The sequence below is a fragment of the Methanofollis sp. UBA420 genome (genome assembly GCF_002498315.1).
Lineage (GTDB): Archaea > Halobacteriota > Methanomicrobia > Methanomicrobiales > Methanofollaceae > Methanofollis.
Genome location: NZ_DAGX01000002.1, coordinates 759,883 through 774,158, shown reverse-complemented (window position 1 = coordinate 774,158; position 14,276 = coordinate 759,883). Strand labels below are relative to the sequence as shown.

Below are 14,276 nucleotides of genomic sequence, written 5' to 3'. Positions count from 1 at the left end.
ATCCTCTCCTTAACAATCCCTTGCGGGCTTTACTGTTCTTCTTTTTTGATCCGCCTGATCGAGACGCAGTTGACCACGGCGTCGCCCGATACCACGTAGCGCTTGATCACAAGGCCCAGGATCTCGACCCTGTCCCCTTCCTGCACGTCTTCCTGCGGCGTGGTGAACATCTTCACCGTCATCTCGCCGCTGGTGTCCTCGACGATGTAGTGGGGCCTGTTGAGGTAGCGGAACTTCACCGTTTTGACGGTGCCGCGAAGCCTGACGGGCTTTCCGATCATGGCCATGGTGATTGCCCTGGCCCTGACGTCCTTTGCTTCCTTCTCATAGACCGGGACCAGGCCTGCGTACTGGCTCTGGCTCATGTAGTTGAGCATGCCCGGGATGATGATGAGGAGGACGAGAGTCGGAATTCCCCAGATGAGGATCGAGAGGTCTCCTGTAAGAGCGACTGCAAAAACGACCAGAATGGTAAAAAATGCGAATACGGCCAGGGAAACGGCCGATATTCGCACATTGACATTCTTTATTTCCATTGTCTGCTCGGGTTTACTTGAGTGCGGCGATTTCCTTCCGGAAGGCGACCCAGTAGATAACACCGACGAAGAGCAGGCCACCGACGATGTTGCCGAGGGTGACGATGATGATGTTGTTCGTCCACATGGTCACCCAGCCGAGGTTGCTGAGGCCAGCGATACCTGCCGCCTGTTCAGCGGAGAGGTACGGCATTGTCAGGATGCCTGCGGGGATGAAGTACATGTTCGCGACACAGTGCTCGAAGCCGGTGGAAACGAAGGCCATGATCGGGAACCAGATGCCGACAATCTTGCCGATCGCGTCGTCGGCGCAGATGCCGAGGAGGATGGCGAGGTTGACGAGCCAGTTACAACCGATGGCCTTGAGGAAGCAGGACCAGAGGGCTGCTGCGCCAAGATAAGAGGTCTTGCCTGCGGCGATACCGACTGCATTGACGCCGAAGGCGGTTGCTGTGCCGACACCGGCGGCCGACCAGGAGGTCAGGGGGCCGTAGGCCATGATGTAGGCGTAGACAAGGGAACCGATGAGGTTGCCGATGTAGACCCAGAGCCAGAGATTGAGCACGCTTGCCCAGGAGACCTTGTGGATGAATGCCGCCATCGGGGCGAACATCGCGTCACCGGTGAAGAGTTCTGCACCGGTCATGACGGTGATGATAAGGCCGACGGGGAAGACGGCGCCCAGGACAAGCTTGGCTATACCCGCACCGAGGAACGGTGCGACGCCGGTGGCACAGACCGTTGCCAGTCCGGCACCCATGGCGATGTACGCACCGGACATGAACCCTCTCAGGATCATGTTCCATGCGGGCAGGGAAACCTTGTACTTCCCTGCATCGCCAGCCTTTGCGACGATTGCTACTGGAGGATGGAACACCATTTTTTTAACACCTCTAAACGTCCTACCTATACCGACACTATAAATCCTTTCTTGTATAGGTCAAACTAAAATACCCCGAAATCTTATTAAAATCTTTCTAATCGTTGCTGCACATGGCTTTTCTTTGTCTGACACCTTTCAGCACCTGTCAGGGCTGGAGTAAACAATATGATCTTTACTCATGCGTTATGTTAATAAGTATCATGCCGGGCCGTCCGCCTTTTCCCCCCCTGAGATGACCTGATGCCACTTCCCTGCCCTCCCTGGAGGCCGGATCGGGCATGGGCGCGCACCGGCCCCCGTGCCTCCCTATTTCCGGAGGATACGGTGATTTCAGGACTATCAGGCAGTTTCGCGATATATTTTATGTTCTTTGTCCTGCAACAATATTCTGCATTATGTCAGACGGTGCCGCACCTGTACAGCGTATCTTTCTCATATCCGTGATCGTGGGAATAATTTCTGGAATCGGTGCCCTTTTGTTCTTCGAGGGCCTCAAGATCGGCACCTCCTTCTTCATGGAGACCATCGTCGGGTTCAACCTGCCCGAGGAGGGGCAGAGCATAGCCGAGATCTCACAATGGGCCCCGCCCGAGACGCCGTGGCTCATCCTCCCCGTGATCTGCTTTGGTGCCCTCGTCTCCGGCCTCCTCGTGTACACCTATGCCCCCGAGGCCGAGGGCCACGGGACGGACGCGGCGATCCGGGCCTTCCATGGCGAGGGGCGGATCCGCCGCCGCATCCCCATCCTCAAGGCCCTGACCGCGATCATCACCATCTCCACAGGCGGGAGTGCCGGCAGGGAGGGGCCGACCGCCCAGATGTCGGCGGGTTTCGGGTCCCTTGTCGCCGACCTCCTCGGCCTCTCCGAGAGGGAGCGGCGGATCGCCCTGGCGACAGGTATCGGCGCCGGTATAGGGACGATCTTCAAGGCGCCCCTCGGCGGCGCCATCCTTGCGGCCGAGGTGCTCTACAGCCGGGACTTCGAGTCCGATGCGATCATCCCGGGCTTCCTCGCCTCGGTCATCGGGTACGCAATCTTCGGTGCATTCGAGGGTTTCGAACCGGTCTTCTCGCCGGTCGCGGTCGAGTGGACGACCGGCCAGATCCCGTTCTTCCTCTTCCTCGGCGTGGTCTGCGCCGCGGTCGGCGTTCTCTATATCAGGACGTTCTACGGGACGAAACGCCTCTTTGCCGGGATCTTCGAGAGGTACCATCTCCCGAAGCATGTCAAGCCCCTCGCCGGGGCCTTCATCACCGGCAGCCTTGTCGTCGCCCTCGTCTACCTCTCGCCTGAGACCGCGATCATCGGGCTTGCCGGCCTGGGTACCGGTTACGGCTTCATCCAGCTTGCGATGTACTCGATGCTCCCCCTCTCGGTCCTCCTCTTCATCCCGTTCGTCAAGATCCTCACCACGTCCCTGACCATCGGGTCGGGGGGGAGCGGCGGCGTCTTCGCGCCCGGCCTGGTCATCGGCGGGGCGACAGGCGGGGCTGTCGGGATGGCCCTCCACACCTTCCTGCCCGGTATGGTACCCATCGAACTGGTGCCGGGTTTTGTGGTCGTCGGCATGATCGCCCTCTTCGGGGCGATCTCGAACGCGCCCATCGCGGTGATGATCATGGTCGTGGAGATGACCGGCAACTTCTCCCTCTTCGTGCCCGCGATGGGGGCGGTGGCCGTCGCCCATGTGCTCACCGGCGAGGAGACGATCTTCGTGGAGCAGGTGCGGAACAAGTCCTTCTCCAGTGCCCACCGCGGCGAGTTCGAGGTCGATATCCTGGAGAAGATCCGGGTGGCCGAGGTGATGGTCCCGCGTGACCGTGTGATCTCCCTCTCCCCTGCCGACGCCTGTTCGCAGGTCTTCTCCCTCATCACTTCGACGCACCACACGGGCTATCCGGTGCTCGACGGCGACCGCCTGGCCGGCATCATCACGACGAGGGACGTGCGCGAACTCCTGGCGGGCGGCGACCTCTCCCTCCCTGTGGGGGAGAGGATGACGAGGTCCCTGGTTTCGATACGCGAGGACCGGACCCTGGAGGAGGCCCTGCGCCTGATGATCGACCATGACATCCACCACCTCCCCGTGGTCTCGGCCGGCGACCCCGGGCGTCTTGCCGGGTTTATCACGCGGACAGACCTGATGCTCGCCCACAGTCAGGCGGTCGCCGCCCGTGCGCCGTGAGCGGGTCTGGCCCCTTTTTTTCGGCTCTGGGGAATTTCTGGTATGGGATGCCGTGGTCCGCACTCTCCCTCATGGGATCGGAGGAGACATCGGCCTGTGCAGGAGGATCTGCTCGCCGCACCGTCCCGCGGGCGGTACCTGCGTCGGTAAAGGGAGGTACCCCTGTGCGAGGGTCGGGTGACGAAGGGGTGCAAAAAAGGAGTGGAAAAATTGTGCCCTGCTCTTCTCAGTGGATGACCTTCTTGATCTTCGTCCACTCATCCGCGGAGAGGTGCGCTCTGTCGTGTGCCTCCCGTGCGTGGTCGGCGATCTTCTGTTCCAGGTCGAACTCATTCGCTTCGGACGCCTCGAAGGGGCATTTCAGCCCGGTGTCTTTGCATTTGAACGACGGCATATACCATCACCGGGCGGTCAATAGAATGCATGGGATATAGTATTTTCTCTGGGATTTCTTGAGAGATGGGGGGAAAATTTCACGCACACCATCGGGAGTTGTTTTGTCCTTTTACAAAACTTTTTTGCCCCTTTGTGTCTGCCCTCCCGAGCGGGTCGGCTTTTGTTTATCCTGAATTGATCGAAACGCTCCCCGCAAACCGTTATTGGCGTTATTATTCTTTTTTAGTGGAGAGGCCCGCCGCATCATCGCCCTCATGTGGCTCTGAGGGTTCGGACGCGAGGATACTGTCCTTCAGGGATTGGATTTGTTGTGCCAATGTCTTTTGTGACTCTTCTAAGTGATTTATTTGTGTGATGATTTTCTGGGTGTTCTGCTCTCCTTCGGTGGTAATTTCATCTTGAATGGCTTTGATTTCCGAATTCAAAGATATGAATGGTTGATCTGCGTTTAGTTCTTTTAGGTTATTGGACGTTAATGCTATTAAGGCAAGAATTAGGCTCATTAATGTAAATTCATTTAATAGATATTGTGGGATTTCATATTTCATAACTAATGGGATTGATAAATATGCTATCACAAAAATTGTGAATGCTGCGGTGGCAAATTGAAAAGCATCCCCTGTTTTTCTTTTCTGGTGTATTTTAACATATAATCCGACACCAATTGTTCCTACTATTGCTAGAAGGGGATAAATCGTGAGAATAAAAATCAGCGTGTCAAGCAGAATGTCCATTTTATCATCGCCAGAATTACAGATTCAACTTAATCAACCGGATATGCTGGTGCGATGATATCCCTTTCTATTTGTTCATAGCCTCCCTTTGGTGTGGGAAACCCGCTCAACCCTTCGCGACGCGGTATGATCGCTCCGGTCGGCCAAGAGAAGTTTGAAGCGTGCAAAAATGGTATAGGGAAATGCAGCAAGGGGTGTTAGTTCCCTGCCTGATCATTGCCGTGTCATCGCGGCAAAGATCACAAATGTCATCAGGCCGATTGTCAGCCACACGGGAACTGCGTCCCTTGTGAAGGCACTTGAAGGGAGGATGATGTTCATCTGGTTATGAGGGCCTGTTGAACATTCTCTTCTCTGGATTTGCATCACAGCCGTTTTTTCACCTCCTTTGTCGTCGGTGACGGGAAGAACCGGAGGGCCTTTCCGCCCCTGGTACTCTCTTCGGATCATCGCCTCTTCCCTCATACTTCGATACCGCGCGCGAAGTTCAGCGATCAGACCCTTCTCTGCCGACTCGGAGATCGGAATGCCCTCATTTTTAGTGAGTGAATAGACCCCCTCTCTGATACGGACAGTAGTTTGGTGGAAAACCTCTCCCTGTGCGTTGTACTCCATACCGACTGCATGGCGATCATCTCCAGATAAAGAGAGGGTGACAAACTCAGCCCCGCACTTTTGTTACCCCCTCTTTATCAGATCCGCGCCGCATGAGATGTTAGGGCAGCCGAAACAGTATGGACAGTTGATGAGAAAAGAGGAGAGATGAGAAAATGGTAAAAGAAAAGAATTACGAGCGAAAGAGGAAGAAGTATACGTTCACACTCTCAGATGAAGCGGCAGAATTTTTGCATGAATCAGTCACGAATGCATCTCGATTCATTGAATCTCAAATCCTGAATACCAAATCAGGAATGAGTCCTGTTTTATTCACGATATCGCAAAATCCTGTTCAAAACAGATGGGCCTGTCCGGGTTCGAACCGGAGATCTTCGCCGTGTAAGGGCGACGTCATAACCGACTAGACCACAAGCCCAGAAATGCCGTGTACTCTTTTACCCTCTTCCTTATATCTCTGTTGTCGGGCCGGCGGCACCGCGGGTGACGCTCCCGGCCGGCCGTCGACGAAAAAAGGGGGGAAAATTCACTCCTTCTTCTCTGTCATCCCCTCAAGCACCCGGCGGATCGCCCGCAGTTCGGCGAGCACCGCGTCCTCGGGTGCCGGGACAGTCTCCTCGCCCCCTGTCGTCGCCGCCACCGGCGGCCTGCCGCGGACCTGGGCCATGATCAGTTCCCGCACCTCCTCGGGCTCCTCGACACCCTGGATGCGGATCTCGGCCTGGGCCTGGGCCGAGTACCCGGCCGTCTGGATGCGGAGGTCGGAGATGCCGAAGATGCGCATCAGCGGCCCCTGCACGATATCGACATTCGTGATCCTGTTGTACGGGACGATGCCCGTCCCCCTGAACCAGACCCCTCTCTTCCAGGTCATCTCTGTCCCGCCGAGGTGGTAGACCACGCTCCGGTAGTAGAGCGGGATCCAGACCGCCACAAAGACGACGACCGCGATCAGACCCCCGGCAAAGAGGGCGTTGAGCACCGGTTCGCCTGCAAGGGAGACCGGGAAGAGGATGAAGGCGGCCGCGACCAGTGTCGTAAGGAAAAGATAGAGGAAATAATATGTCTTGAACTGCGGGGACGGCTTGAAGTCCTCCCCGATTGTGATAGAATCCGTCATGTGCAGATTTTCTCCTCCCGCCACATCAAGGTATGGTCGCCGCCGAACCTTTATATGACGCGGGGTTGGAGGGCGGATCATGCAGAGAGAGCATGACGCCGTCATGGCGGCGATCCGGGGGAGACGGAGCATCAGGTCGTATGAGGACAGACCCCTCGACGATGGGACCGTGCAGGCGATCATCGACGCCGGCATCCATGCCCCAACGGCCCTCGGCCTCCAGCCCTGGCAGTTCATCGTCGTCCGTGACCAGACCCTCATGAAACAGATCTCGGAGTACTGCAAGCCCTTCCTCCGTGCAGCCCTCCGGGACGCCACCGACGAGGCCTCCATCGCGTACAGGGAGATCCTTGCACATGAGGAGTACGACATCTTCTACGATGCCCCCGTGCTCGTCCTCGTCCTCGGCGACGTGCGGAACAGGTACAGCATCTACGACTGCACCCTCTGCGCCGGGACCATGATGCTCGCCGCCCATGCACTGGGTGTCGGGAGCTGCTGGATCGGATCCGCCGAACCTGTCTCCGGCAGCCCCGAGTTCCTCGCCGCCCTCGGCGTGCCCGAAGGCTGGCGGACCGTGGCGCCGATCATCTTCGGCTACCCAAAAGGTACGCCCGAACCGCAGACCCGGCGCGACCCTGTCATCACCTGGATCGGATAAAATCTGGAGGGGGGTATGGCCCCCCGGGAAAAGAGCGTTTACTGGAGACCGAAGGACTGCAGGGTCACGTCGGGGTTGACCTCGCCGACATGATAGACGACGCCCTCGGAGATCTCGTTGATGACCACCTGGGCCGGGGAGAAAAGCGACGTGTCGATCTTGTAGAAGTCGTAGCCCGCTTCCTTGAAGATCTCGTTGAAAGGCTTGCCGTAGCCCTGGGACGTATTGGACGGGATCTTCCCGAGGTAGTCCTTGATCTCCGGGGCATTCATGGTGAGGGCGATCTGGCCGTGGTAGATGGTGGCGTCGTTCGTGACACCCATCGCACGCTTGGCGCCGCGGACCGGCGGGACCGGGGCGGTGCCGAAACCGGCGACGATCTTCCTGGTGTCGAAGCCGAGTTCGTTCAGCTTGTAGACCGCGGTCTCCACGCAACGGCCGGCGACCTGGACCGAGCCGACGATGGAGGAGGTGGGGGCGACGATGGCGCAGGTGTTGGCGACGTCCACCTTGCACGCGTCGGCGATCGTCTGCATGACCTCGCCGTTCGGGAGGTGGTCGCTCTCCAGGCAGATCACGGCTGAGTCGCACTCGTCCTCGTATCCGATGACCTCATAGGTGTGCTTCGGCTTGAGGGAGAGGGCGCGGGCCGGGCCTGAACCCATCGCGAAGTAGTTGCCGACCTTGATCGTCCAGCCGGCCTTCTGGGCGCCGAGGCAGGAGACCGAGGGGAAGTCGGTGGAGACCTCGATGAAGGGCATCGGGATCCCCTTGATCTGTCCCATCGTGAGGTTCACGTCGGCGAGGCCGCCCATGCAGATCTCGGTGAAGGTCCGGCCGGCCTGGTACCCGCCGGGAACGGAGACGCCTGCATCGACGATCCTGGCGCCGTTGTCAAGTTCATGGGACGCCGCGTTGTAATCATCGGGATATTCGAAAATGTCGTTGAAAATGTCAAGGGCCTGTTCATTCACGCTCAGCATGGAAATATCACCATTCACATAAACAACGCGGAGAGAATAGATAAGACTTGCCAATCGATCGCTCAGGCCAGGAGTTCGAGGACGCGTTGCGGCTCGTATCGCAGCGTGATAACACGCGTTCGGCCCCGTCCCTGCCTGTAATCGAGGTTGATCAGCCGCATCGCATCGAGCTTTTTGACGATCTCGTAGAAGCGGGTATAGCCGATTTTCATCACCTCTTTTGCATGGGTATAGACCTCTCCCGCGTTCATCTCTTTCCCTTCGCTGCTCATGCCGGCGATGACCTTTAAGAGGACTTTTTCCTCGTCCTTCAGGGTCCGCAGGGTGAAGGAGAGGTGGAGGTACTTCGAGATCTGGTAGGCCAGGCAGATGTCGTCCTCCTCGATCTTCTTTCTCGCGTCCTTCTCGGCATTGAGGGCGGCACGCTTCAGGAGGTCGAGGCCGACCCGCAGGTCGCCGCTCTTCATCGTCTGCTCGACGACCAGGTCGAGCATCGCATCGGAGAGGACGCCGGGGTACAGGCCGCTCATCACCCTCTCGGTGAGGATGTGGCGGGCCTCGTCCGCGGAGTACGGGGGGAAATAGATCTCTGTCGGCCTGAAGACCGAGGCGACCCGCGGGTCCACCTCGCGCGAGAGGTCGACGTTCATATCGGAGATGATCGCGATCACGCCGATCCTGGTACCCGGATAGGACTCGTGCGACCGCAGGAGGGCGTACAGTACCCGGTTGATCTCGTTCTCGTACAGGAGGTAGTTGGCGTCGTCGAGGGCGACGAGCAGGACGATCTCCTCCTTCTGGAGGATCCGGGCGACGGCGTCGAAGACCTGCTTGAAGGAGGTGCCGGAGGCAGGCGGCAGGTGGCCGGAGAGTTTCCGGTAGATCTGGGCGAAGACGGCGAACTTCGTGTTGTCGATCTCGCAGTTGACGTAGACGGGCACGAGTTTCTTGGTCTCGGCCTCGATCTCGGCGAAGAGTTTTCGCACGCTCGTCGTCTTGCCGGTGCCGGGCAGACCCCTGCAGATCGTGTTCAGGGGCCGGCCGCCCCGCGCTCCCGGCCTGATCTGGAAGGCGAGTTCCCGCATCTGCGTCTCCCTGTGGTTGAACTGCTCCGGGACATAGTCGATCTCGAAGACCTCGGGGTCCCTGAAGAGTGTCTCATCCCACATGAGGAGATCCTTTGTCATCACCTATTTCCTCGATTTTTCTCTATTTATAGGCTGTAGATCTTTACTTTCACCTTCTGTTCACTGTCGGTGGCTCAGGCGGTCCATACAGGCCTTGCAGAGCGTCTTGTTCAGGAAGAGGTTGCTCATCTGTTTCTGGGTCTTCGTGACGGGCCCGCCGCACTCTTCACAGGCGGCGGCCGCCGCGGGGGCCTGCGGCTGTTCGGGCTGCGATACGGGTGCGGGTGCGGCGGCCGGTTCTGGTGCCGGTCTGGGTTCGGGCTGTGGTGCAGGTGCTGGTTCCGGTTCCGGTGCAACGACAACGTCTGGCGCCGGCGCCGGCGCCTGTTCGGGCACGGCCTCCGGGGCCTCCGCTTCCTCTGCCTCGATCGGGACGAGGACGGTCTGGCCCCCCTCTTCGGGCTGCGGGGGCAGGGGTGTTTCAGCGGGTTTCATCGAGAAGACCCGGCGGCGGTAGGCGTCCACACGCTCGGCCGTCGCCTCGTCCCCCCTGCCGAGACGTGCGAGGGTGGTGTCGAGGAAGCCCGCGAGGTCGTCGGCGTCCTCCTGTGATCCCACCTCCCCGCTCACCTCCAGGCGGAGGTTCTCGTAGTTGTCCAGGTTGACGGTGATTCCAAGGGTAAGAGTCTTTTTTGCCGGCATGATACTCACTCTACTATGGGCGGCATATCTATATCTGTGTATATTTGTCCGGGGATTCAGGGGTATGCCCTGACGTCCGCCCCGCGGTTCCGGGCGCGGGTGAGGAACGCCGTCCCGCCGGTCTCCGCCATCGCCTCCTCCGCGGCCCCGAGGGCGTCCTGCATGCCGGTGTCGCCGATCGCGTAGACAGTCGGGCCGAAGGAACTCAGGCCGACTCCTGCGGCGTCGGTGGCCCTGAGTGCGGCGACGAGGTCGTGGATGAGAGGGGGCTGGAGGCTGTGTTCGACACGTTTGAACCCGAGGCCCTGGATCGCGTTCACCGCCGTCCCGAAGAGGTCGAGGTCTTTCTCGACGATGCCGGGGAGCATTTGCATCAGCACCGTGTGGCAGAGCGCCTGCACGTCGCCGATGGGCACCGGGCAGTACTGCCTGAAGATGTCGACCTCGACCTTCCCGTTTGCGCCCTCCGGAATGGCAGGGGTTGCGAGGAGAATCTGCCAGTCCTCGGGGACGGGGTGCCTGAAGAGTACGGGGGCGGGCCTCACGCCGCCTGAGGCCGCCGACGGCCTGAAGTCCGACTTCTCTCCCGAGGGGCCGAAACTGTGCCCGCCGTCGATGATGAAGCCGCCCAACTCGAATGCCGCGGTCCCGATCCCCGACGTCCCGCCTCTCCCGGCGATCGCCGCGATCTCCCTGACATCCATGGGCCGGTACAGGGCGGTGAGGGCGCGGGCGGTGGCGAGGGCGATCTGGGTGCCGCTGCCGAGGCCGATGTGTCCGGGATAGGTGCGGTGGAGCGTGATCTCGGCACCTCCCCGGACGCCGAGGGCGGCAAGGACTTTTTCTGCGGTCTTTTTCACTCTCTCCACGCTCTCCCCCTCTCCCCTGACCGTGAGTCCGTCGCTCTTTTTCGCCTCGACGACGACGGCCGGGTCCTCGACAGAGAGGCCGATCCCGCCGTCGACCCTTCCCGAACTCCCGTTCATGTCGATGAGGGTCATATGGATCCGTGCCGGGGCCTCCACGATCACCCTGGCCTCGTCGGTGAAGTTGCAGTACGGGAAAGTTTCCCTGATGGCGATCAGGGGTTCTCCGCGGGTGATGATCCGATACCTGCGGGAGAGGAGGGGTTCGTGGCGGAAGATGCCGAAGACGCCGCTGATCCCCGTGCCTGCCCGGCACACCCGCACGTCGCTGAGTTCGCGCCGCGCCTCGATCCGGTGCTTCTGCATGATCCGCCCGATCGGGATGTCAGCCCGCATCAGGTCGTTCTTGAATGAGGGGTCGAGGCGGGAGAGCGGGGTGTCGGACGCCGCGTACAGGAGTGCCTTCCCGCTCTCCTTCTCGTTCAGGGTCACGATCCGGTGGTTGACTTCTTCTCCTGCACGGATACCGAGGGATGCCGCCACGCGTTCGTCGGCAGGCACCACCTCCTGCGAGAGCGTCTGCACGGTCACCTCGCAGCCCAGCACGTTTTCCAGAAGAGTGGTCACCGAACCGTCGGTGCCGAGGAGGATCTTCTGCATCGGCGAGAGAGTGCCGACATCCTTCTCCAGTTCCCGGAGTTTTCCGGCGATGTTGAATGATGCCATGGTCTTCATCAGCCATGTGTCCCGGAGGTCTGTGCCGGGACGGTCAGAACATTATTCCATGGGGAGGATATTATAGTACACCCACCAGCGGCAGATGATGAGAGTTACCCCCTCTGATCCATGATGAAGCAGGGTGCTGATGCCGCTCTTTCCTTTTGAAGTGTGTGCGACTTTTTTTCGGGCGTGAATATGTGTCGCCGGTGTTTCCATCGACGCAACTCCGAAGAGTTTTCTGGAGAGGGTACCGTGTCAGGATAGGAGGTGAGTGGCGATATCCCCCTCTGAACCTCGTGTTCACTCTTCCCGGGGCCAATCGCAAGGGGGGACGACCGAAGGGAGCATGAGAAAATCGTAGATCTTCGAGGTGCGAACGAAGTGAGCATGAGAAGGTCGAAGACCTTCGAGCAGTCCCCCGGTCAGGATTGTTGGGAAGGCAGTTGATCGACGCTCTCCGTGTGGTCCCGCAGACATCGATCGATCATGAAGGGAATCTCCAGACCCGAAAAAAAAAGAAAAATCTATCCTGCCCTTCACGCCGCCTTCCGCCCGAAGAGGAGGGGCAGGAAGTCCGCGGCCTCGTGCAGGCCGAACCCGCCCTTCGCCGCTTCCTTCTCAGAGAAGCAGGCGGTGCTGTCCTTCACCTCGCCGCGGATCGCGAAGGGCACCGGCGTCCTGGTGTGGGTCTTCAGCCGGATCGGGGTCGGGTGGTCGGGGAGGACCGCGACCGTGCCGTCGAAATTGTCCAGGATGGTGCCGATGAGACCGTCCACCCCTTCGATCGCCTTTACCTTCTCCTCGACGCCGCCCATGTGCCCGGCCTCGTCAGGGGCCTCCACATGGACATAGACGAAGTCGAGGCGCTCGATCGCGTCCAGGGCGTACCGCGCCTTCGCCTGGTAGTCGGTGTCGATGAACCCGGTCGCGCCCGGGACATGGATCACCTCCATACCGGCATAGCGGGCGATCCCGTTGAGGAGGTCGACCGCCGAGATCATCCCGCCCGCAAGGCCCCAGCGGCCCCTGAAGTCAGGGATCGCCGGGCGCTTCCCGCCGCTCCACGGCCAGATCGTCGTGGCCGGGAGTCTGCCGGCGGCAACGCGGGCGCGGTTCACCGGGTGGTCGGCAAAGGCCTCCCTCGCGGCGTCCATGCACCGCATCAGGAGGGGAGCGTCCCCGCCTGAGGGGAGGTGGGGCCCGACCGCCTGCCCGACGATGTCGTGGGGCGGCGTGGTCACAGACCCCTTTGCGCCGTGGACGACCATCAGATTCCTGTACGAGATCCCGGGGTGGAAGTCCGCGCCCGGCACCGCAAGGGACCCGATGAGGTCGGCCCCCTCCTCGCTCGTGATGTGCCCGGCATTGAAGTCCTCCATGACGCCGTCCCGCACCGTCACCAGGTTGAAGCGGTAGGCATAGTCTGCCGGCCCGAGGTCGATCCCCATGCTCGCGGCTTCGAGAGGGCCCCTGCCGGTATAGCAGGTGGCCGGGTCGTAGCCGAGCACCGATAGGTTTGCGACGTCGCTCCCCGGCTCGAACTCATCCTTCACCGTCCGGAGAAGACCGCAGGCGCCCTCGCGGGCGATGCGGTCCATGTTCGGGGTGTCGGCATAGTCGAGGGGGGTCATGCCGCCGAGCGCGTCGATGGGCTCGTCGGCCATGCCGTCTCCTAGAACGACGATATATTTCATGACTGGTCTTTTTCTCCTCTGTTTTTCAGCAGATTTCCCTGACAAGGGCGCGTGCCGCCTGCCGCACCGACTCCTCGGACCCGACGGTCGTGTGCCACCCCGTCGCCCCGATCTTTTCGACGGCAAGCTGCATCCTCGGGACATCGCCCACCCAGCCGCGGTCGCCCCCGGTGTACCGGAAACGCACGTCGGGGAGACCCATCTCGTCGGCGACGATCCGGGCGATCGCCGTGACATCGATCCAGTCCTCGGACCCGATATTGAAACAGGCAAAAGGCCCGTCTGCCGCCCTGACCGCGTGGAGGAGGGCCGCCACGCACTCCGAGACGATGAGGTACGACTTGATCTGCTTTCCGTCCCCCAGGATCTCCAGTTCGGCCGGGTTCTCTTTCAGTTTGTGGGCGAAGTCCCAGATCACGCCGTGGTTGCTCCGCTCGCCGATGATGTTGGCGAACCGGAAGACCCGCGCCTTCATCCCGTAGGTGTGGGCATAGGACGAGATCATCGCCTCGGCGGCCAGTTTGCTCGCGGCATAGACCGAGATCGGTTCCATCGGGCTGTAGTCCTCGGGCGTCGGGATGACCGACGCCTCGCCGTAGACCGTCGAGGTGGAGGTGAAGACGATCTCGCCGACGCCGTGGACCCGCATCGCTTCGAGGACGCGGATCGTGGCGGTGACATTGTTCTCATAGACGTCTGCCGGCGTTGCGGCGCTCCCCCGAACATCAGGGTCGGCGGCGAGGTGATAGACCCTCTCTGCCCCTTCGAACCTCTCCTGCCAGCCATCTTCGAGCAGGTCGGCCTGAAGATAATCGATTCTCCCGGCATCGAGATGCCCCCTGATATTGGCGAGATCCCCGGTGCGGAGGCTGTCGAGAACCAGCACGCGATCCCCCTGCTCCACAAGGGTGTCGACCAGATGGGAGCCGATAAATCCGGCGCCGCCCGTGACGATCGAGAACATATACGATCTCATTGGCACCGCGAGATAATATGGGTGACGGCAGGACCATTCCCTCCCCTCTCCTCACTCGTCCGGGTCGTCGAGTGCCG

The 14,276-nt window shown here is 60.4% G+C and carries 14 protein-coding genes and 1 tRNA gene; 2 read left to right on the top strand and 13 right to left on the bottom strand.

Features of this window, described 5'->3' with window-relative positions:
- Positions 1–29: 29 nt before the first annotated feature.
- Both BP869_RS03785 and BP869_RS03780 read right to left on the bottom strand, forming a co-directional pair.
- Complete coding sequence (locus tag BP869_RS03785; protein ID WP_342677028.1) at positions 30–536, bottom strand: nucleotide-binding protein; 507 nt, start codon at positions 534–536, stop codon at positions 30–32.
- Positions 537–549: 13 nt separating this feature from the next.
- Entirely contained in the window at positions 550–1,416 is an 867-nt protein-coding gene (locus BP869_RS03780; protein ID WP_067052183.1) for a formate/nitrite transporter family protein, read from the bottom strand.
- Positions 1,417–1,895: 479 nt separating this feature from the next.
- On the opposite strand from BP869_RS03780, the gene BP869_RS03775 reads away from it, so the two are divergent.
- Entirely contained in the window at positions 1,896–3,605 is a 1,710-nt protein-coding gene (locus BP869_RS03775; protein ID WP_342677025.1) for a chloride channel protein, read from the top strand.
- Between the two features lie 226 nt (positions 3,606–3,831).
- Here the strand turns inward: BP869_RS03775 and BP869_RS03770 are convergent, their stop codons facing one another.
- From BP869_RS03770 to BP869_RS03750, 5 genes are all read right to left on the bottom strand, one after another.
- Complete coding sequence (locus BP869_RS03770; RefSeq protein ID WP_342677023.1) at positions 3,832–3,999, bottom strand: DUF1059 domain-containing protein; 168 nt, start codon at positions 3,997–3,999, stop codon at positions 3,832–3,834.
- A 214-nt stretch (positions 4,000–4,213) separates the two neighbouring features.
- Entirely contained in the window at positions 4,214–4,735 is a 522-nt protein-coding gene (locus tag BP869_RS03765) for a hypothetical protein (protein ID WP_342677021.1), read from the bottom strand.
- Positions 4,736–4,948: 213 nt separating this feature from the next.
- Positions 4,949–5,350: a hypothetical protein gene (locus BP869_RS03760; RefSeq protein ID WP_342677019.1), complete on the bottom strand. Its 402-nt coding sequence runs from the start codon at positions 5,348–5,350 to the stop codon at positions 4,949–4,951.
- A 344-nt stretch (positions 5,351–5,694) separates the two neighbouring features.
- Positions 5,695–5,768 (bottom strand) — tRNA-Val (locus BP869_RS03755).
- A gap of 108 nt (positions 5,769–5,876) precedes the next feature.
- Complete coding sequence (locus BP869_RS03750) at positions 5,877–6,470, bottom strand: PH domain-containing protein (RefSeq protein WP_342677017.1); 594 nt, start codon at positions 6,468–6,470, stop codon at positions 5,877–5,879.
- Positions 6,471–6,549: 79 nt separating this feature from the next.
- On the opposite strand from BP869_RS03750, the gene BP869_RS03745 reads away from it, so the two are divergent.
- Positions 6,550–7,131 carry a nitroreductase gene (locus BP869_RS03745; protein ID WP_342677015.1) on the top strand — a complete coding sequence of 194 codons (582 nt, stop codon included), beginning with the start codon at positions 6,550–6,552 and terminating at the stop codon, positions 7,129–7,131.
- 38 nt (positions 7,132–7,169) lie between these two features.
- On the opposite strand, the gene mch is transcribed toward BP869_RS03745, so the two are convergent.
- The 6 genes from mch to BP869_RS03715 all read right to left on the bottom strand — a co-directional run bounded on the left by mch (position 7,170) and on the right by BP869_RS03715 (position 14,187).
- Positions 7,170–8,114, bottom strand: a complete 945-nt coding sequence (gene mch, locus BP869_RS03740; RefSeq protein ID WP_342677013.1) for a methenyltetrahydromethanopterin cyclohydrolase — start codon at positions 8,112–8,114, stop codon at positions 7,170–7,172.
- 62 nt (positions 8,115–8,176) lie between these two features.
- Positions 8,177–9,301, bottom strand: coding sequence for an ORC1-type DNA replication protein (locus BP869_RS03735; protein WP_342677011.1), 1,125 nt, complete (start codon positions 9,299–9,301; stop codon positions 8,177–8,179).
- A 60-nt stretch (positions 9,302–9,361) separates the two neighbouring features.
- Entirely contained in the window at positions 9,362–9,943 is a 582-nt protein-coding gene (locus BP869_RS03730; protein WP_342677009.1) for a hypothetical protein, read from the bottom strand.
- 56 nt (positions 9,944–9,999) lie between these two features.
- Positions 10,000–11,544 carry a beta-ribofuranosylaminobenzene 5'-phosphate synthase gene (locus tag BP869_RS03725; protein WP_342677007.1) on the bottom strand — a complete coding sequence of 515 codons (1,545 nt, stop codon included), beginning with the start codon at positions 11,542–11,544 and terminating at the stop codon, positions 10,000–10,002.
- A 521-nt stretch (positions 11,545–12,065) separates the two neighbouring features.
- Positions 12,066–13,223 carry a cofactor-independent phosphoglycerate mutase gene (locus BP869_RS03720; RefSeq protein WP_342677005.1) on the bottom strand — a complete coding sequence of 386 codons (1,158 nt, stop codon included), beginning with the start codon at positions 13,221–13,223 and terminating at the stop codon, positions 12,066–12,068.
- A gap of 25 nt (positions 13,224–13,248) precedes the next feature.
- Positions 13,249–14,187 carry an NAD-dependent epimerase/dehydratase family protein gene (locus tag BP869_RS03715; protein WP_342677003.1) on the bottom strand — a complete coding sequence of 313 codons (939 nt, stop codon included), beginning with the start codon at positions 14,185–14,187 and terminating at the stop codon, positions 13,249–13,251.
- Positions 14,188–14,276 lie beyond the last annotated feature (89 nt).

Excerpts from the sequence above, each read along its gene's own strand:
- BP869_RS03785 (WP_342677028.1), bottom strand. The coding sequence starts at position 536 with ATGGAAATAAAGAATGTCAATGTGCGAATATCGGCCGTTTCCCTGGCC.
- BP869_RS03780 (WP_067052183.1), bottom strand. The coding sequence starts at position 1,416 with ATGGTGTTCCATCCTCCAGTAGCAATCGTCGCAAAGGCTGGCGATGCA.
- BP869_RS03770 (WP_342677023.1), bottom strand. The coding sequence starts at position 3,999 with ATGCCGTCGTTCAAATGCAAAGACACCGGGCTGAAATGCCCCTTCGAG.
- BP869_RS03765 (WP_342677021.1), bottom strand. The coding sequence starts at position 4,735 with ATGGACATTCTGCTTGACACGCTGATTTTTATTCTCACGATTTATCCC.
- BP869_RS03760 (WP_342677019.1), bottom strand. The coding sequence starts at position 5,350 with ATGGAGTACAACGCACAGGGAGAGGTTTTCCACCAAACTACTGTCCGT.
- BP869_RS03750 (WP_342677017.1), bottom strand. The coding sequence starts at position 6,470 with ATGACGGATTCTATCACAATCGGGGAGGACTTCAAGCCGTCCCCGCAG.
- BP869_RS03745 (WP_342677015.1), top strand. The coding sequence starts at position 6,550 with ATGCAGAGAGAGCATGACGCCGTCATGGCGGCGATCCGGGGGAGACGG.
- mch (WP_342677013.1), bottom strand. The coding sequence starts at position 8,114 with ATGCTGAGCGTGAATGAACAGGCCCTTGACATTTTCAACGACATTTTC.
- BP869_RS03735 (WP_342677011.1), bottom strand. The coding sequence starts at position 9,301 with ATGACAAAGGATCTCCTCATGTGGGATGAGACACTCTTCAGGGACCCC.
- BP869_RS03730 (WP_342677009.1), bottom strand. The coding sequence starts at position 9,943 with ATGCCGGCAAAAAAGACTCTTACCCTTGGAATCACCGTCAACCTGGAC.
- BP869_RS03725 (WP_342677007.1), bottom strand. The coding sequence starts at position 11,544 with ATGAAGACCATGGCATCATTCAACATCGCCGGAAAACTCCGGGAACTG.
- BP869_RS03720 (WP_342677005.1), bottom strand. The coding sequence starts at position 13,223 with ATGAAATATATCGTCGTTCTAGGAGACGGCATGGCCGACGAGCCCATC.
- BP869_RS03715 (WP_342677003.1), bottom strand. The coding sequence starts at position 14,187 with ATGTTCTCGATCGTCACGGGCGGCGCCGGATTTATCGGCTCCCATCTG.